Raw genomic sequence first — 17,046 nt, forward strand, 5'->3', positions numbered from 1 at the left:
TGCTAAGCAATGGAGGGCTGCAAGCCGGAATACAAGTAGGACTTAATGGTATCGGTAACTTGGCTGATGGCCACAATTTCTTTGATAATTGGTACTGGTCTGCCGGAATGGGCTTCGCCAGTGGGGCGATTTCGGGCTATAATTTGGCACAGGCTGGCGGAAGAAATTATTGGTGGGGAAATGAAGTACAGTATGGACGGACACCATGGTCGTTTTTCACTTCTGAAATGCCTTACAAGACAATTAATTTCCCCGTAAACAATGTGGGATCGCTGAAGCCAAATGATTGTGTGCCGACAACTCTTTTAGAAAATAGTGATTATTTTGGAGGTAACCTGACCTATGAACAAGCTGTTATTGATTCAAAATATCAAGAGGGGATAGGAGCAGGAACCAATAGAACAATAGACAAAGAGATACTTGCAAAACGCTTTCGGTTTACGGACATGGGTACTGCTGGATTATCAGATCCTGATTGGGTAAAACAAAATATTAAAGATGCTGGAGCACTAGTTAATGTAAATATGAAGCAGTCTACTAATAGACACAGTGATGTTCTACGCTCTGTCAGGTATTATCATTCCGGAAAAGTTGAATTACAATTCAGAATAGGCAGTTACAACCTAAAATCAGTCAATAAAGACTGGCGGTTTTATTTAATAAGAGGATTGAAATGAAAAGAGTATTTGTATTACTACTGTTTAATAGCATGATTTGTTTTGGATTAAGCAGCCAAAACTTGATACGACAGATTGACAGTATATATCAGTCGCTTGATACTATTTCCTACTTTGAGAATATGATATTGTCTTTTAAAAATTATGAAGAAAACATTGCAAAGGAATGGGACGATTTAATGGTAGAGTTCTCAATAGAAAGAGGAGACAAGTTAAATATGGATTCTTTGCATAGAGTGTCTTTCCTCCGTGTAAAAGAACGATGTGATGATTTTATTGCGCAAACTAGTAATACAATCCCCGTGTTTGTTTTGAATTTAGTAGTTAAGAAAGACGGTATTGATGATAAAAAAATAGTTCTCGAAACTGATACAGGCAAGCTAAACTTTAATCTTTTTTATTTGGGGGGAAATTATAAGGGGGATTTTTATGTTTATACTAGTAATGGAGAATATAGTTGTCATGATTCACGTTATATAGCTTTTGCACCAAAATTGGGAAGAAACGCGCCCAAAGCATTCAAAAAAATTATGCGAAAATCCCCTAAACATTTATTGTATTGTTATCAGCTTGAATATATGAATACGATTCTATATCTGCTAAATAACAAAATATATGTTTATCGAATTATTCAGATGGAAGAATATGAATTATATGAATATCTACAAAAGTTCGGCAGTATTATTAAGAGGAATGTACTAAGCCGATAACGGAGAAATTTTTTCGTTTCATTTTAAAGACGGTATTGGGCAAGGGCATGCAGATAATGTGAGAGGGTTGAGAGTATTTCTTAATAATCCAGCGAAGAATACCCTGATATTCAGGCAAGGGAGCTATAATTATAATGCCGTGAATAGCGACAAGATTAGATTTAATATTTTTCGCATATTTTAATGTCGTATTATGAAACAGTTAAAAATAGTGACAATACTGCTTTTATGCAGTATGTTATATGCTTGTCCTGATAATGAAAACGGCCATCGTTACATTACTATAATAAATCAATCCGATAAAACAATTGTTTGGCAACCTCAAATGACTAGGATTGGTATAATAGATGTGCAATCTAATTGTAGTGGTAGGAGTGTTCACAGTAATTCATCATACAAGTTTAATTATGATGATAGAGGAAATACTTGGGAAACAGAGCTAAATACTCATTATTTGCAAATTACGGTGATGGATGCCGAAACTTATGATAAATATATAGCTGAACCTTGCGACACCATCCGCAAGTATGTACCAATATTACATTGTTACCAGCTAACATTGGAAGATTTGAACAGATTAAATTGGACAGTAACGTATCCGTAATAAGAAAAAACACTATCTTAGCAAAGTAAAAAAGCGTTCTTTAAAGAAGTGTTCACAAAGACCACCTGGGCAGCATAATAAAGCTCACCGAAAGCAATGGCACGGAGGTATTCAAAGCCAGCTACGATGCCTGGGGCAAGCAAACCATCACCAACAACACCTTTAAGTTCTACCGCGGCTATACCGGCCATGAACACTTGCCGGAGTTTAATCTGATTAATATGAACGGGCGGGTGTATGACCCTGTGCTGGGACGGTTTTTAAGTCCTGACCCTTATGTTCAGATGCCGGATTTCAGTCAGAATTTTAATAGATATACTTATTGCTTGAATAATCCGTTTAAGTATGTTGACCCATCGGGGGAAATCGTCTGGTTTGTACCTGTGATTATCGGGGCTGTGATAGGTGCTTATTCCGGCGGCGTAATGGCCAATAGCGGACAATATAATCCAACCAAATGGGATTACAGTTCGGGAAAAACTTGGGGCTATATGCTTGGTGGCGCCGCTATTGGTGGTGTAAGTGGTTATTTAGGGGCAAGTGTTGCTTCCGGAGGCGGATTTATGGCAAATACAATGGGTATAATGGTTGGTTCTTCATTCAATTCTATGGGAATGGCAACATTAAGTGGAGGAAGTTTAACACCTTCAATAAGTTTCGGAGTCGCATCATATAATTTTGGAACAGGAAAATGGGGCTATCTTGGTAAAAAAGGGAACAAGTGGTATGAGGATGTGGGATATGGAGCGGGAGCTTTTGCAAATTTGGCAGATTTAGGGAAAGCAGGTAATTTACTCCTCAATACAGAAAAGAAAGATATTATCAATCATTCTGCAATTTTAGATGAGAACGGAAATACTATTATTTCTGAAGGTCCAGGCAAAAATTGGATTCAGCCAAAAGGAACAATTGACCATTATTTAAATAGATTTTTAGGCGGAAGTGGGGCAACTAATGAATATCCTGTTCACGGAGAGAATATGCCTATTAACAATGTAAATATCGCAACAATTAAAAACTATGGGAAAGTTCTTAATTTTCTAACAAAAAGAGGCGACGGAGTAGTTCCATATAGTTTTTTATATAGTTCATGTTCCACGCATACAGGTTTAGCATTAAATTTAGCAGGTATTCCAACTTTATTTTTACATCCATACACAGTACAAGCGTCTGTATGGGTGTGGAATGCAGGAATTACACCGGCGTTGATCAACAATTCATACTATTTGCAAAATTATAGATAACAATGAAACATTTTAAAAAAAGTATATTCATTATGACTGTGATGATATTATCATCCTGTTGTATTTCTAAAAAAAGTATGGGAAACTGTGAAATAAAGGAGGCGCTAAAGGTTGTTGAAAACAATGATTTATATTATATACATGTTAAGTTTAATAATTTCACTTCCAAAGAATCACGAGAAAGCCTTATAAAAGAAGAAATGAGAAATAGATTCCCATTAATTAGAAATAAGACTATACAGGTGGAAGAATATTTGGGGAAAATGTATAATGAATACAAATACGAAATAAAGATTGAATGAAACATTTAGTAATAACCCCTTTTGGCGCAAGTCTGCAACTTGTTCCTGAAATACAGGCGTTCCAACCTTATATTTGTTCCACCCGCATTCAGTTAATGGTTAGACAGTTAGGGATTTATTCAAGTCCGTATTTATATCAAATTCCATAAAACTGAAATAATATGAATAAATTATTAGTAATAATTTAATCCATCTCCAACCAATCATCGCTAAAATAATGCCACCGGCCAAGATTGCCAAGGCTATCCGTCCCGCCCAAATCTGGAACCAGTCGAAGCCTGTTTTTCCGTTCACCTCTTTCACCACAGGGTAGGGGCGTGGTATCGTGTCGGTGCGCAGAAGTGTATCGGTACGGATTTTTGTCGCTGTCCGGTAGCGGTACTTGTACATATATACCAGCTCCACAAATTGATACCCATTCAATAAACAGCTACTCTCACCCCAACAAAAAAAAGCGAAAAGCAAAGAATCCCCTCACTTTCCGCTTCTGATTATCACTTATTCAAATCACTTATTCATAACATCCACCTGTTGGCGAACCGATTCTTCGTGGATGGCTTCCAGTACTACGCGCATGAATTCGGGGTTCATGCCCATTTCGGTGGCTTGGGCGATGCGTTTGCTCAATATTTCATCGTAGCGTTCGGTTTGAACGATTAGCATGTTGTGCTCTTTTTTGAATGTTCCTATTTCGCACGATACACGCATACGTTTTGCCAGCAGTTCCAGCAGTTGGTCGTCCAGCTGGTCGATTTGGTTACGCAGATTCGACAGGTCTTCGGTCGATTGTTTGCCGTCGCGAATAACAATGGCTTGCAAAATTTCTTTCAATCGGGATGGCGTTACTTGTTGATCTTTATCGCTCCAAGCGGCGTCGGGATTGCAATGCGCCTCAATAATCAGCCCATCATAGTTCAAGTCCATTGCTTGCTGAGACAGGGGCAGGATGAGGTCGCGCTTTCCGCCAATATGGCTGGGGTCGCAAAGCAGCGGAAGATCGGGGTAACGTCTTTTCAATTCTATCGGAATATGCCATTGCGGAAGATTGCGGTATATTTTTTTGTCGTAAGAGCTGAATCCGCGATGAATAGCGCCCAACTTGGTCAGTCCTACATTACTCAAGCGTTCCAATGCGCCAATCCACAATTCGAGGTCGGGATTCACCGGATTTTTTACCAGCACGGGAATATCCACCCCTTGCAAGGCTTCGGCAATTTCCTGAACGGCAAACGGGTTGGCTGTTGTACGGGCGCCTATCCACAACAGGTCGATGCCGTATTTCAAGGCTTCGTAAACATGCTTTTGGGTGGCTACCTCGGTCGAAACATACATGCCTGTTTCTTGCTTAACCCTTTTTAGCCAAGCCAGTCCTTCGCTTCCGATACCTTCAAAGCCACCCGGTTTTGTACGGGGTTTCCAGATGCCGGCACGTAAAATTTTAATTCCATCGGCAGCAAGTTGTCTCGCTGAATTCATCACTTGATCTTCGGTTTCCGCGCTACAAGGCCCTGCGATTACCATCGGGCGCTTAGCGTCCACTCCGGGCAATAAAATCGATTCTAATTTCATCTTTTTTCTATTTTTAATTGTTATTTATTTCTTTAATTCTGTTTAATGCTTCCTTCAACATGGTTTCGCTGCAACACAGCGAAATCCGTATGTAACGCTCGCCCTTGCTCCCGAATATGAAGCCGGGCGTAATAAACACATGGGCGTCGTACAATACTTTGTCCGATAGTTCTTCGCTGCCTTTGTATGCTGCCGGAATTTTTCCCCACAGAAACAGTCCGACCTGATTTTTATCATACACACAACCCAGGGTCTCCATTATAGCCTCGGCATAGTGGCGGCGGGTGCGGTAAATGCAGTTCATTTCATCGTGCCATTCCTTCGGATTATGCAAGGCCTCTACGGCTGCCAGCTGCATTGGCTTGAACTGTCCGCTATCAATATTGCTTTTCACTTTCAACACCCATTGCACAAATTGCGCGTTTGAAGCCAGCATCGCCATACGCCAGCCGGGCATGTTGTGCGATTTACTCATCGAGTTCAGTTCGATGCAAATGTCTTTGGCTCCTTCTACTTGCAGAATGCTCAGCAGCTCGTTGTTCAGTATAAAGCTATACGGATTATCGTTCACAATAACTATGCCGTGTTTTTTACCAAAAGCGACCAAGTTCTCGAAAAGCGTCCTCGAGGCTTTTGCGCCGGTGGGCATGTTCGGATAATTGACCCACATCAGCTTCACATTGCTCAAATCCATTTTCTCCAATGCCTCAAAATCGGGTTGCCATGCGTTGTTTTCGTTCAGTTCGTAGGTTTTCACATCTGCCTGAACCAATTTGCTGACAGAGGTATAGGTCGGGTAGCCCGGATTGGGTACCAGCACGCCATCGCCCGGATTGAGAAATGCCAGCGAGATGTGCAAAATACCTTCTTTTGAACCTATCAGGGGTTGGATTTCGGTATTCGGGTTCAAGTCCACATTGTACCATTTTTTGTACCAATCGGCAAAGGCTTTCCTTAGTTCGGGAATGCCCACGTATGGTTGGTAGCCGTGCGTATCGCTCCGCTTGGCCGATTCGGACAATACCGAAATCGTTTGTTCCGATGGCGGCAAATCGGGGCTGCCAATACCCAAGCTAATCACATTTTTTCCGGCTGCATTCATTTCTGCTATTTCTTTCAGCTTGGTCGAAAAATAATATTCGCTTACTGTATTTAACCGGTCTGCTGGTTTTATTTGTTTCATAAAATCAATTTAAAATTTAAGCCCCCTAATCCCCCGTGGGGGGACTTCTGAGCCTCCCCTGCGGGGAGGTTGGAGGGGCTTTAATTATTTACTTTACACTCTGTCGTCCCTCGGGATAATCGCCCAATACTTTCAATTCGCTGATGAGCGGGCGGATAGCATCCAGCGACTGTTGATACCGTTGATAATCGTCGAATTTCAAGTCCACATAAAACTGGTATTCCCATTCGCGCCCGATAATCGGCAACGATTGTATTTTAGTCAGGTTGATGCCGTAGAACGAAAAAACAGACAGCACTTTCGACAAACTCCCTTCGGAATGCGGCAAGGTGAACACGATAGATGATTTGTTCAGCGGTTCGTCTTTCTGTATTTCTTCGGTCATCCATTTATTGGCAAAAATAAGAAAGCGGGTAAAATTGTGTTTATTCGTTTCAATTCCACTCGCTAGCACATCCAAGCCGTATATTTCGGCAGCCCTTCGGCTACAAATTGCAGCGCAAGCTTTCAACTGCCCGTCTGCAATGTCCTTTGCCGCCAAAGCGGTATCTTCGTGTTCCACAACTTTCACTCCGGGAAGCGTGTCGAGGAATTCAACGCATTGCATCAACGCTATCGGATGCGAAGCAATTTCTTTGATGTCGTGAATAGTTTGCCAGGGTAAAGCGGCAAGGCAATGCGAAATACGTTGCTTAAACTCGCCCAGAATGGGGAACTTATTCTCCTTAAGCAATTCGTAATTAGCCAACAAGCTACCGGCAATTGTATTTTCGATGGCCATGATGCCAATGATGCTTGGGTCTTTCTTTATTGCCGTAAAAATGTCTTTGAAAGTTATGCAGGGGATTATTTCCACTTCTTCTCCCTCAAAAAAGTTTTCGGCAGCAATGCCATGGTATGCACCCAATCCTCCCTGAATAGCAACTTTTCTCATTTTCTCCTGTTTTTTTAATTTTTGCACATAAAAAAATCCCGCCGGTTCCGACAGGATTTTATATTTCATTCAAATTTTTCATTTTCATTTTCTACATACAAAACCCTGTCTTACCTTGCTAAAAAAGTAAAAGTAAAAAAAGAAAAAGTATGTAAAAGAAAAACTCTTCATTGTTTTGTTCAATATTATGCTGCAAATGTAATGCTTTTTTATAAAAGACAAACACTTTGCCCATTATTTTTTAGAAAAAAAGAGAAATTGTAGGGGCAGACACAGGACAAAGGTATAAAAAAAGTTAGTACTACTGTTACGAATGAGATTCCTCCCTCTGGTCGGAATGACTCGCCTGTTAGTGATTTAAGGGATGAGGAAGCGGCGGCTTCGCCGCCGCTTCCTCATCCCCTCTCCAAAAAAGGAGACCGTCATTCCGACCAAAGGGAGGAATCTCCTGCTCATATCAGCAACTTTACCGAAAGACATAAGCAGTAAATTTTTCATGCGTTTACTCTGGTATTAAACCGTTTTCTATTGATATGTAAACCCGATGGGTTATGATTTAGAACTCTCAACCCTTATTCGTATTATACAATCAATAATAAAATTCGTATTTATCCGTATTCTCTGTGTAATTCGTGTGCTTTTATCGGTTCATCCTCTACCCGTTACAGGACGCCGTTACCCACGTATATGCCTTAAAACAAAAGTTTTTATCAAGAATCTTTGCGTATAAATTAAAAACTTATACCTTTGCGCTGTAAATATCGCTTTTGCGTAAGAACTGGGTAAAGCTACAATGTAATTGAGAATGCCAAAAATAGCGTTAATAACTGGAATAACCGGACAAGACGGTGCTTATTTGTCAGAGTTTCTAATAAAGAGAGGCTATGTTGTACATGGCATTAAACGGAGGGCATCCCTGTTTAATACAGACCGCATAGATCACCTGTATCAGGATCCGCACGAAGAAAGCAGGAACCTGATTCTTCATTACGGAGATATGACCGACAGTATGAACCTGACTCGCATAATAGGAGACATAAAACCGGACGAAATATACAATCTGGCAGCAATGAGCCATGTAAAAGTGAGCTTCGATACGCCCGAATATACAGCGAATGCCGATGCAATAGGTACTCTCAGGATTTTGGAAGCTGTCCGTTTATTAGGATTGGGCAATAAAACCCGTATGTATCAGGCTTCAACTTCGGAACTATATGGATTGGTTCAGGAAATTCCGCAAAAGGAAACAACCCCGTTCTATCCACGTAGCCCTTATGCTGTAGCCAAATTGTATGCATACTGGATTACTGTCAATTACAGGGAAGCGTATGGAATGCATGCCAGCAACGGTATTCTATTCAATCACGAATCGCCGCTAAGGGGCGAAACCTTTGTAACCCGTAAGGTTACGCGCGCTGTTTCACGTATTGCATTAGGATTGCAGAATAAAGTGTATATGGGCAACCTGTCGAGCAAACGCGACTGGGGGCACGCAAAAGACTATATTAAAGCAATGTACCTGATTCTTCAGCAAGATACACCCGACGATTACGTAATATCTACGGGTATTACAACAACCATCAGGGATTTCATAAAAATGGCTTTCCTCGAAGCGGGTATAGCTGTCGAATTTAAAGGCAATAACGAAAACGAAGAAGGATACATTGCCGCCGTTGATGAACCGGTATTTTCGAAGGTAGTAGGAGACATCTATCTGGAGGCTGTAAAGAAACGGGTAGGGGACGCTGTTGTAGGCGTTGACCCGGCTTACTTCAGGCCAACAGAAGTAGATATATTGATAGGAGACAACACCAAAGCCAAAACGAAGCTCGGATGGGAACCATCCTACGATTTAAAAGCTTTGTGTCAGGATATGATGCAGCACGATTTGGTTTTGATGAAGAAAGAAGAGTTCTTGAGAAAGGGCGGATATAAGATACTGAATTATTTTGAATGATTGATACTGGATCAAAGATATATGTTGCAGGGCATAACGGTCTTGTAGGTTCGGCTATTCTTAATGCCTTAAAAAAGAAAGGTTACACAAACTTTGTTTTAAGGTCGCACAGAGAGCTGGATTTGACGGATCAATCGGCGGTCGCTTCTTTTTTCAATACGGAAAAGCCCGATTACGTCATACTTGCAGCGGCAAAAGTGGGCGGAATTGTTGCCAATAATAGATACAGAGGACAGTTCATTTACGAAAATCTGATGATACAAAACAATGTTATTCATCATTCTTATTTGAATAATGTAAAAAAACTATTATTTTTGGGCAGTACTTGTATTTATCCGAAAGAGGCTCAGCAACCAATGGCTGAGGATGTGTTACTGACTTCGCCGTTAGAATACACAAACGAGCCTTATGCGATAGCCAAAATTGCGGGAATTAAGATGTGCGAAAGTTATAATTTGCAGTATGGTACAAATTATATAGCGTTGATGCCAACAAATTTGTACGGTCCGAATGACAACTTTAATTTGGAAACCTCGCATGTTTTGCCGGCAATGCTGCGGAAAATGCATTTGGGAAAATGTTTGGAAAATGACGATTGGGCTTCGATAGCCAAAGACCTTGATATTCGCCCTATTGACGGAATAAACGGGAAATCGGATAAAGACGAAATCCGTGCAGTTCTGTCTAAATACGGGGTTAAACAGGTAGAAGGCCATACCTCGGTGGAGATATGGGGATCGGGAAAGCCAATGCGCGAGTTTCTTTGGAGTGAAGAAATGGCCGATGCAACAGTATTTGTGATGGAGAACGTGAACTTTTTGGATTTAGCAAGCGTTATAGATAGTAGGGAAATTCGGAATACGCATATCAATATTGGTACGGGAACGGATATTTCTATAAAAGACGTAGCTAATTTAATTAAAAAGAAAGTCGGATTCTCCGGTGAATTGTTTTTTAATGCCGAAAAGCCTGATGGCACAATGAAGAAGCTGACAGATGTTTCGAAATTGAAGTCTTTGGGTTGGAATTATAAAATAGAAATAGAAGAAGGTGTAGAAAAAATATATAAATGGTACACTGAGTGTAAGAACTAGGAAAAAATGTTTAACTATAATTAAAAGTGATTATGAAAAAAGTAAGTTTACTTTTGTTTTTAAGTTTGGTCTTTATCTCTGCGATAGCGCAAAATGCTCAATCGGAAAAAAAGGCAGTTTTTGTAAGCGACAGTTTTTGGAGTAATTGGTTTATTGGAGCCGGCGCCAGAGGCAATGTATATCTTAATGGAGCTACCGGTAATGCAGATTTGCTTTCAACTCCTACTTTAGGAGGTGAACTGTTTGTTGGTAAATGGTTTAGCCCTGCTTTTGGAGCTCGTCTTACTCTTGAAGGCGGATCTTTGCATCCTTTCTACGATCATTTGAGTAATGACGTTGTGATGGGACATCAGGAATATGCTGGTGCACATGTTGATGCGTTATTCAATTTGACTAATGTATTCCGTGGTTACAACCCCGACCGTTTTTACAACTTTATCCCTTATGTAGGAGTCGGTGCTGCACATGGATTCAAACAAGAATGGAAATCTTGGAAAAATAACTCTATCACATTCAATGCCGGACTTTTGAATACATTCAGATTGTCTAGCAGACTTTCGGCTTATCTTGACATCAAGGCAAACTCTTTCGATGACCAGTTTGATGGTTATGTAGGTGGAGATATTAACTGGGATGCGCTGGCTAGCGGTTCTGTAGGTCTTACTTATGCATTTGGTAAATCAACTCAGTTTGTTGATGTAGCAGGTATCGATCCTTCTTTAATCGACGATTTGAATGCTCAAATCAATCGTTTGAGAGCTGAAAACGCTCAGTTGGCTAAACGTCCTGTAAGCTGTCCGGATGTAGCTCCGGCTCCGGCTCCAGCTCCTCAGGTATCTAACATCGTTGGTCCTGGTAACGTTGTATTCTTCCGTTTGAACAGCGCGAATATTGATAGCAACCAACAAATCAACATCTATAACACTGCTAAATATTTGAAAGATAACGCAGGCGCTAAAGTTAAAATCGTAGGTTATGCCGACAAAAAAACAGGTACAGCCAGCTACAACGATAAACTTTCTGAAAAACGTGCTAAGAACGTAGCTAAAGCGTTGATCGAAAAATACAACATCAGCAGCGACCGCGTGAAAGTAGAATGGAAAGGTTCTTCAGAACAACCTTATGCCGAAAATGCTTGGAATCGTGTTGCAATCTTCTTTGCAGAATAATCCCAAACAAAAATAAAATAAAAAAGGCTGCCCGATTTTTTCGGGCAGCCTTTTTTTTGCTTACAAGTAACCCCCTGCTTAAAGGCTTTCAGCCTATGCCTGCGGGCAGGTTTCAGGGCAAACACATGAAAAATTACTGCTTATGCCTTTCGATAAGATTGCTGATATGAGCAGGAGATTCCTCCCTTTGGTCGGAATGACTGTCTCCTTTTTGAGAGAGGGGATGCGGAAGTGGCGGCGAAGCCGCCACTTCCGCATCCTTTAAACCACCAATAGGCGAGTCATTCCGACCAAAGGGAGGAATCTCATTCGTAACAGTGGCGCTAACATTTTTCATGCGTTTGCCATAAGGTTGGGAGGGGCTTATAATAAAGTATATAAAATACACTCGTTGAAATAAAAAATGTGCTATATTTGGGTTCTAAACAAACCAAAGAAATATAATCGGACTTAAACAATTGTTAGCCAGATGAAAAAAACTATTTTTTATGCATTCGCCTCATTGCTTTCCATCTCAATGAGCCATGCCGGTAATACTACCCGCAACGAAATATTATTGGAGAAAAATTGGAAATTCTCGAAGGGTGATTACTCCGGCGCTATCCAGACGAATTTTAATGACAGTAAATGGGAACCGGTTGCCGTGCCTCACGATTGGGCTGTTTACGGGCCTTTTGACAAACAGAATGACTTGCAAGTAGTCGCCGTTACCCAAAACGGAGAAAAGCTGGCGTCGAGCAAAACCGGTCGCACAGGCGGTTTGCCTTATGCCGGAATTGGCTGGTACCGCACATCTTTCGATGTGGCAGGTTTTGATGCCGATAAAAATAATGTCAACCTTCTTTTCGATGGCGCGATGAGTGAAGCTCACATTTATGTCAACGGAAAGGAAGCCTGTTTTTGGCCATTCGGCTACAACTCCTTTCATTGCGATGTAACTGCTTTGTTGAATGTCGGCGGCAAGAACAATACGCTATCGGTGCGGCTCGAGAACAAAGAGCAGTCTTCGCGCTGGTATCCGGGCGCCGGATTGTATCGCAATGTGCATCTGATTGTTACCAACAAAGTGCATGTGCCCGTTTGGGGAACTCAGGTAACTACTCCGTTTATCTCGAAAGAATATGCTTCCGTCCGGCTAAAAACTACTCTGGCCAATGCCGATGGTGAAACCGTCAGGGTCCAAACCCAGATACTGGACAGGATGGGGAACATTGTAACACAGAAAGAGAACACGCAAAAAATCAATCACGGCAACCCGTTCGAGCAGAATTTTATTGTAAAAACCCCCGATTTATGGTCGCCCGAAACCCCAAATTTATACAAAGCTGTCTCAAAAATCTATCTGAAAGACCAGCTGATAGACGAATACGCCACCCGCTTCGGGATAAGGGATATAAAAGTAATTGCCGACAAGGGCTTCTTCCTGAACGGCGAGCGGCGGAAATTTCAGGGTGTTTGCAACCACCACGACTTGGGGCCTTTAGGCGCTGCTATCAATGTGGCAGCATTACGCCGTCAGTTGACATTGCTGAAAGATATGGGTTGCGATGCCGTCCGCACATCTCACAACATGCCCGCGCCCGAATTGGTAGAACTCTGCGACGAAATGGGCTTTATGATGATGATAGAGCCTTTCGACGAATGGGATAAAGCAAAATGCAAGAACGGATACCATCGCTTCTTTGGCGAATGGGCCGAAAAAGACATGGTGAACATGCTGCACAACTACCGTAACAATGCAAGCGTGGTGATGTGGAGCATCGGCAACGAAGTGCCTACACAGTGTAGCGCCGACGGTTACAAAGTAGCCTCTTTTCTTCAGGACATTTGCCACCGCGAAGACCCCACACGCCCCGTTACCTGCGGAATGGATCAGGTATCCTGCGTACTGGGCAATGGATTTGCGGCAATGCTTGACGTCCCCGGACTGAATTACAGAATCAACAGATACAAGGAAGCCTTTGAAAAACTGCCTCAGAATCTGATTCTAGGCTCCGAAACCGCATCGACTGTAAGCTCGAGAGGGGTGTATAAATTCCCTGTCGAGAAAAAAGCCAGCGTAAAATACGATGACCATCAATCTACCTCCTACGACTTTGAATACTGTAGCTGGTCGAACCTGCCGGACGATGATTTTGTATTGGCCGACGATTACGAATGGACGATGGGTCAGTTTGTGTGGACGGGCTTCGATTACTTGGGAGAACCTTCTCCTTACGACACCGATGCCTGGCCAAACCACAGTTCGATGTTCGGAATCATTGATTTGGCCAGTATTCCCAAAGACCGCTACTATCTATACCGAAGCATCTGGAACAAAAATGAAAGTACATTGCACGTGCTTCCTCATTGGACATGGCCCGGCAGGGAGGGGCAAGTTACGCCCGTTTTTGTCTATACCAATTATCCTTCGGCAGAGTTGTTTATCAATGGCAAGAGCTATGGCAAGCAAGCGAAAAATAATACCTCTTCGCAAAACCGCTATCGCCTGATGTGGATGGATGCTGTTTATCAACCCGGAGAGCTAAAAGTGGTTGCATACAACAACAAAGGCGAAATTGCCGGAGAAAAAACAGTCCGCACAGCAGGGAAAGCAGCCGCAATAGAACTCGTTGCCGACAAAACAACGCTGAGGGCTGATGGAAACGACCTGGCATACATCACGGTGAGAGTGGTTGATAAAGACGGTAACCTATGCCCCAACGATCAGCGATTAGTCAACTTTTCGGTAGCAGGCGATGGAAAATACCGCGCCGCCGCCAACGGAGACCCCACTTGTTTGGATTTATTCCACCTGCCCCAAATGCACGCTTTCAACGGACAATTAACAGCCATTGCCCAAGCCGGCGACAAAGAAGGCAAGCTGCTGTTTGAGGCTAAAGCCAAAGGATTGAAGAGCGCTAAAATTGAACTTTCGGTCAGAAAATAGAGATTTGTTATGAAAAAGTTTTTCCGGTGTATTAGGGCAAACGCATGAAAAATTTTACTGCTTAAGCCTTTCGGTAAAGTTTCTGATATGAGCAGGAGATTCCTCCATTTGGTCGGAATGACTCGCCTGTTAGCAGTTTAAGGGATGAGGACGTGGCGGCGAAGCCGCCACGTCCTCATCCCCTCTCCCAAAAAGGAGACAGTCATTCCGACTAAAGGGAGGAATCTTATTCGTAACAGTAGTACTAAATTTTTCATTGTTTGCGTGTTAAATTTTTTCATTATAAGCGCTTCCTTATTATATTTGTAAAAGTAAATCATAAATTAAAGACTAGATGAAACAGTTCAAATTACTATCAATCTGTTTGTGTTTTCTTATAACGGATAGTTTTGCACAACAATCCGGCGAAATAGTAAGGGTGGCATGTGTAGGAAACAGCATTACTGCCGGCTCCGGAATTAAAGACAGTAAAAAAGACGGTTACCCTGCCGTGCTAAACCAACTGCTTGGCGAAGGCTACGAGGTGAGGAATTTCGGCTTTAGCGGAAGAACCATGCTCAATAAAGGCGACCGTCCCTACATGAAGGAGCAGATGTTTAAAGACGCATTGAATTTTCAGCCCAATATAGTTGTAATCAGCTTGGGAACAAATGATACCAAACCTCAAAACTGGCAATACAAGGACGAATACAAAGGCGATATGACGGCCATGATTGACAGCTTCCTGCTTCTTCCGTCTCATCCCCTGATATATGTTTGCTATCCGCCGAAAGCATACGATGTGAAATGGGGCATAAACGACAGCATTATTGTTGCCGGTGTTATACCCCTTATAGACGAAGTAAGAACAGAGAAAGAAGTTCCGGTGATTGACCTTCATACGGCATTGAGCGATATGCCGGAAAATTTCCCCGACAAGATACATCCAAACGAAGCTGGAGCGATTGTTCTTGCCAAGGAAGTGTATAGAAAATTAACCGAATATACGAATACACTTTGTTTTCCGCATCCCCGCACCACACTGCCGTAAACCGGTGATAAAAGAACGGGGCTTATGAAACATTTCCATGTTCTTTCGAGAGGCTAACTAAAAAATAATATAGATTATGAAACAGACATTTATTTACAAAGAAAAATTTGCGTTCAGCTATTGCTATCCGGCAATCGTATTTATTGCTCTGGCCGTTTATGTGGGATTATTTAAGTATGGAATAAGCATTAAGAACCTGAGATTCTTGGAATATCCCAATAGTTTGTATGTCTTAATTGCCTGTGCTGCGGCCTTTATCGCGTATGCCTGTTATAAATTCAGCAGCGCAAGAACCTCAAGCGCCAATCCCAATCCGATCGAGGTAACAGAAACCGGTCTGAGTTTTCCGAAAGGAAAGGGCGAACGGGTCTCGGTTGATTTTGCCGATGTGAAAGAATTGTGGACTAAAACCGATGAAGATGCCGGTAAGCAAGCGATTATCTATACGCAAAACAAGGAACGCTACGAATTTAGCGAAGACCATTTTGAAAATGCCAACGAATTTTCTCGTTTTGCAACGCTCCTAGAGCAAAATTGTACGAATATAACGAACAGGTAGGAAGAATAATTTATCTCAACCACTCTTCCACCTTCCGTTTCTCCAAATAAGAATACACCCTCAGCAAAAAAGGGCATAGTCTGCCGACGGAGTAAAACAGGCGGAATATAAACAGGGGGAATACGTTCTTTTTGTCTTTCTCAATACCTTGTATAATGGCTTTTGCCACTTTTTCGGCGCTTTGAGCGGGATAGGGCAGGGGGGTGTTTGTTGCGTTTGCGGCTTTGTCGAAAAATGCGGTGCGTGTTGCCACCGGATAGACGCTTACAATATGCAGATTGGTTGGCGATTCGTACCGGTATGTTTGCATAAAGTGGTGCAAGGCTGCTTTGCTAGCGCAGTAAAGCGAATAGGCCGGAAGCGATACCAAACCGGCGCAGGATATAACCGACACAAAGCTTCGGGGCTTGCTGTTGTTGCTTAATGCCAGTTTTTCGAGCGAATAAACGGCTGAAAACACATTCAGCGAAAATATGTCTTTGATATGTTTCCAGTCGGGTTTGTCCAGTTTTTCGAGGTAGCCAAAACCTGCATTGGCGATGAACAGATCTATTTCGCAGCCTATACTCTTGGTGTATTCAAAAAGGGCGTCAACACCCTCCTGTGTACTTAAATCGGCGGCGAAAGGATATACTTGGCCGTTGTGCAGCGGAATATTCCCGGTATGCCTTGCCACAGCAACGATTTTTACGTCCTCGTATTGGGCAAGCATACCTAAAAGGACTTCCCCGATACCCGAAGAAGCCCCAGTAAGTACAATATTTTTTCCTTGTATATGCATCAGAAGCAGATATTCGCGGAACATAAGAACGCTAATTACGCAGATTACGCGAATTATCTCAATTTATATATTTTTTAGAGTCAGTCAATTCATAAAATTATTTGCGTAAATTTGCTTAATCTGCGTAATTAGCGTTCTTTTTGTGTTCGGATATTTCCTCCCATATTTCCGTATGTTCCGTAAGCCTTCGCTCCTCCGCATCTTGCCCAGTTTGCCCGCTCACCTTACCTTTGCCAAAAAAAAAGAAATGCACAAGCCAAGTAAACGCAGATTAAGTACAGAGGAAGGCTTCGCCATCATTGCG

17 protein-coding genes and 1 pseudogene are annotated in these 17,046 nt (G+C 42.1%); 11 read left to right on the forward strand and 7 right to left on the reverse strand.

Going from position 1 to position 17,046, the window contains the following annotated elements; all coding sequences use genetic code 11:
* From ACYPWY_RS14220 to ACYPWY_RS14230, 3 genes and pseudogenes are all read left to right on the forward strand, one after another.
* A pseudogene (locus tag ACYPWY_RS14220) lies at positions 1-677 on the forward strand (hypothetical protein); the annotation flags it as partial.
* Positions 674-1,387 carry a hypothetical protein gene (locus ACYPWY_RS14225; RefSeq protein ID WP_459686212.1) on the forward strand — a complete coding sequence of 238 codons (714 nt, stop codon included), beginning with the start codon at positions 674-676 and terminating at the stop codon, positions 1,385-1,387. The pseudogene ACYPWY_RS14220 and the gene ACYPWY_RS14225, both read left to right, overlap by 4 nt.
* 193 nt (positions 1,388-1,580) lie before the next feature.
* Positions 1,581-1,991: a hypothetical protein gene (locus ACYPWY_RS14230; RefSeq protein ID WP_459686213.1), complete on the forward strand. Its 411-nt coding sequence runs from the start codon at positions 1,581-1,583 to the stop codon at positions 1,989-1,991.
* A gap of 17 nt (positions 1,992-2,008) precedes the next feature.
* On the opposite strand, the gene ACYPWY_RS14235 is transcribed toward ACYPWY_RS14230, so the two are convergent.
* A complete protein-coding gene (locus ACYPWY_RS14235; protein WP_459686214.1) occupies positions 2,009-2,182 on the reverse strand; it encodes a hypothetical protein in 174 nt (57 codons plus the stop codon).
* On the opposite strand from ACYPWY_RS14235, the gene ACYPWY_RS14240 reads away from it, so the two are divergent.
* Entirely contained in the window at positions 2,138-3,235 is a 1,098-nt protein-coding gene (locus ACYPWY_RS14240; protein ID WP_459686225.1) for an RHS repeat-associated core domain-containing protein, read from the forward strand. The two genes, ACYPWY_RS14235 and ACYPWY_RS14240, sit on opposite strands and share 45 nt — an antisense overlap.
* 32 nt (positions 3,236-3,267) lie before the next feature.
* Positions 3,268-3,537, forward strand: a complete 270-nt coding sequence (locus ACYPWY_RS14245; RefSeq protein WP_459686215.1) for a hypothetical protein — start codon at positions 3,268-3,270, stop codon at positions 3,535-3,537.
* Positions 3,538-3,636: 99 nt separating this feature from the next.
* Here the strand turns inward: ACYPWY_RS14245 and ACYPWY_RS14250 are convergent, their stop codons facing one another.
* The 4 genes from ACYPWY_RS14250 to ACYPWY_RS14265 all read right to left on the reverse strand — a co-directional run bounded on the left by ACYPWY_RS14250 (position 3,637) and on the right by ACYPWY_RS14265 (position 7,223).
* Positions 3,637-3,942: a hypothetical protein gene (locus ACYPWY_RS14250; RefSeq protein ID WP_459686216.1), complete on the reverse strand. Its 306-nt coding sequence runs from the start codon at positions 3,940-3,942 to the stop codon at positions 3,637-3,639.
* A gap of 102 nt (positions 3,943-4,044) precedes the next feature.
* Positions 4,045-5,106 (reverse strand): chorismate mutase, encoded by a 1,062-nt coding sequence (locus ACYPWY_RS14255; protein WP_459686217.1) that lies wholly within the window; start codon positions 5,104-5,106, stop codon positions 4,045-4,047.
* Between the two features lie 13 nt (positions 5,107-5,119).
* The gene (locus ACYPWY_RS14260) at positions 5,120-6,289 is read right to left on the reverse strand and encodes a pyridoxal phosphate-dependent aminotransferase (protein WP_459686218.1); all 1,170 of its coding nucleotides are present in this window, start codon (positions 6,287-6,289) and stop codon (positions 5,120-5,122) included.
* An 88-nt stretch (positions 6,290-6,377) separates the two neighbouring features.
* The gene (locus tag ACYPWY_RS14265) at positions 6,378-7,223 is read right to left on the reverse strand and encodes a prephenate dehydratase (protein ID WP_459686226.1); all 846 of its coding nucleotides are present in this window, start codon (positions 7,221-7,223) and stop codon (positions 6,378-6,380) included.
* 805 nt (positions 7,224-8,028) lie between these two features.
* On the opposite strand from ACYPWY_RS14265, the gene gmd reads away from it, so the two are divergent.
* From gmd to ACYPWY_RS14280, 3 genes are read left to right on the forward strand one after another with little or no spacing between them, the layout of a single operon-like run.
* Positions 8,029-9,180: a GDP-mannose 4,6-dehydratase gene (gene gmd, locus ACYPWY_RS14270; protein WP_459686219.1), complete on the forward strand. Its 1,152-nt coding sequence runs from the start codon at positions 8,029-8,031 to the stop codon at positions 9,178-9,180.
* Positions 9,180-10,274 (forward strand): GDP-L-fucose synthase family protein, encoded by a 1,095-nt coding sequence (locus ACYPWY_RS14275; protein ID WP_459686227.1) that lies wholly within the window; start codon positions 9,180-9,182, stop codon positions 10,272-10,274. The genes gmd and ACYPWY_RS14275 overlap by 1 nt, the downstream gene beginning before the upstream one ends.
* A gap of 32 nt (positions 10,275-10,306) precedes the next feature.
* Positions 10,307-11,443, forward strand: a complete 1,137-nt coding sequence (locus ACYPWY_RS14280) for an OmpA family protein (protein ID WP_459686220.1) — start codon at positions 10,307-10,309, stop codon at positions 11,441-11,443.
* A gap of 133 nt (positions 11,444-11,576) precedes the next feature.
* Here ACYPWY_RS14280 and ACYPWY_RS14285 read toward each other — a convergent pair whose 3' ends face one another.
* Positions 11,577-11,780 (reverse strand): hypothetical protein, encoded by a 204-nt coding sequence (locus ACYPWY_RS14285; RefSeq protein ID WP_459686221.1) that lies wholly within the window; start codon positions 11,778-11,780, stop codon positions 11,577-11,579.
* Between the two features lie 180 nt (positions 11,781-11,960).
* Here ACYPWY_RS14285 and galB point away from each other — a divergent pair, with 180 nt between their 5' ends.
* The 3 genes from galB to ACYPWY_RS14300 all read left to right on the forward strand — a co-directional run bounded on the left by galB (position 11,961) and on the right by ACYPWY_RS14300 (position 15,961).
* Positions 11,961-14,372, forward strand: coding sequence for a beta-galactosidase GalB (gene galB, locus ACYPWY_RS14290; protein WP_459686228.1), 2,412 nt, complete (start codon positions 11,961-11,963; stop codon positions 14,370-14,372).
* A 334-nt stretch (positions 14,373-14,706) separates the two neighbouring features.
* Positions 14,707-15,402 carry a GDSL-type esterase/lipase family protein gene (locus tag ACYPWY_RS14295; protein ID WP_459686222.1) on the forward strand — a complete coding sequence of 232 codons (696 nt, stop codon included), beginning with the start codon at positions 14,707-14,709 and terminating at the stop codon, positions 15,400-15,402.
* A 76-nt stretch (positions 15,403-15,478) separates the two neighbouring features.
* A complete protein-coding gene (locus ACYPWY_RS14300) occupies positions 15,479-15,961 on the forward strand; it encodes a hypothetical protein (protein ID WP_459686223.1) in 483 nt (160 codons plus the stop codon).
* A gap of 10 nt (positions 15,962-15,971) precedes the next feature.
* On the opposite strand, the gene ACYPWY_RS14305 is transcribed toward ACYPWY_RS14300, so the two are convergent.
* On the reverse strand, positions 15,972-16,766 hold the full coding sequence (locus ACYPWY_RS14305; protein ID WP_459686224.1) for an SDR family NAD(P)-dependent oxidoreductase: 795 nt from the start codon (positions 16,764-16,766) through the stop codon (positions 15,972-15,974).
* Positions 16,767-17,046 lie beyond the last annotated feature (280 nt).

The sequence above is a fragment of the Viscerimonas tarda genome, assembly GCF_054601255.1.

Coding starts and splice junctions, on each gene's coding strand:
- ACYPWY_RS14265 (WP_459686226.1), bottom strand. CDS start 7,223: ATGAGAAAAGTTGCTATTCAGGGAGGATTGGGTGCATACCATGGCATT.
- ACYPWY_RS14295 (WP_459686222.1), top strand. CDS start 14,707: ATGAAACAGTTCAAATTACTATCAATCTGTTTGTGTTTTCTTATAACG.
- ACYPWY_RS14230 (WP_459686213.1), top strand. CDS start 1,581: ATGAAACAGTTAAAAATAGTGACAATACTGCTTTTATGCAGTATGTTA.
- ACYPWY_RS14280 (WP_459686220.1), top strand. CDS start 10,307: ATGAAAAAAGTAAGTTTACTTTTGTTTTTAAGTTTGGTCTTTATCTCT.
- ACYPWY_RS14305 (WP_459686224.1), bottom strand. CDS start 16,766: ATGTTCCGCGAATATCTGCTTCTGATGCATATACAAGGAAAAAATATT.
- ACYPWY_RS14245 (WP_459686215.1), top strand. CDS start 3,268: ATGACTGTGATGATATTATCATCCTGTTGTATTTCTAAAAAAAGTATG.
- ACYPWY_RS14260 (WP_459686218.1), bottom strand. CDS start 6,289: ATGAAACAAATAAAACCAGCAGACCGGTTAAATACAGTAAGCGAATAT.
- ACYPWY_RS14235 (WP_459686214.1), bottom strand. CDS start 2,182: ATGGCCGGTATAGCCGCGGTAGAACTTAAAGGTGTTGTTGGTGATGGT.
- ACYPWY_RS14285 (WP_459686221.1), bottom strand. CDS start 11,780: ATGAAAAATGTTAGCGCCACTGTTACGAATGAGATTCCTCCCTTTGGT.
- galB (WP_459686228.1), top strand. CDS start 11,961: ATGAGCCATGCCGGTAATACTACCCGCAACGAAATATTATTGGAGAAA.
- ACYPWY_RS14300 (WP_459686223.1), top strand. CDS start 15,479: ATGAAACAGACATTTATTTACAAAGAAAAATTTGCGTTCAGCTATTGC.
- ACYPWY_RS14225 (WP_459686212.1), top strand. CDS start 674: ATGAAAAGAGTATTTGTATTACTACTGTTTAATAGCATGATTTGTTTT.
- ACYPWY_RS14255 (WP_459686217.1), bottom strand. CDS start 5,106: ATGAAATTAGAATCGATTTTATTGCCCGGAGTGGACGCTAAGCGCCCG.
- gmd (WP_459686219.1), top strand. CDS start 8,029: ATGCCAAAAATAGCGTTAATAACTGGAATAACCGGACAAGACGGTGCT.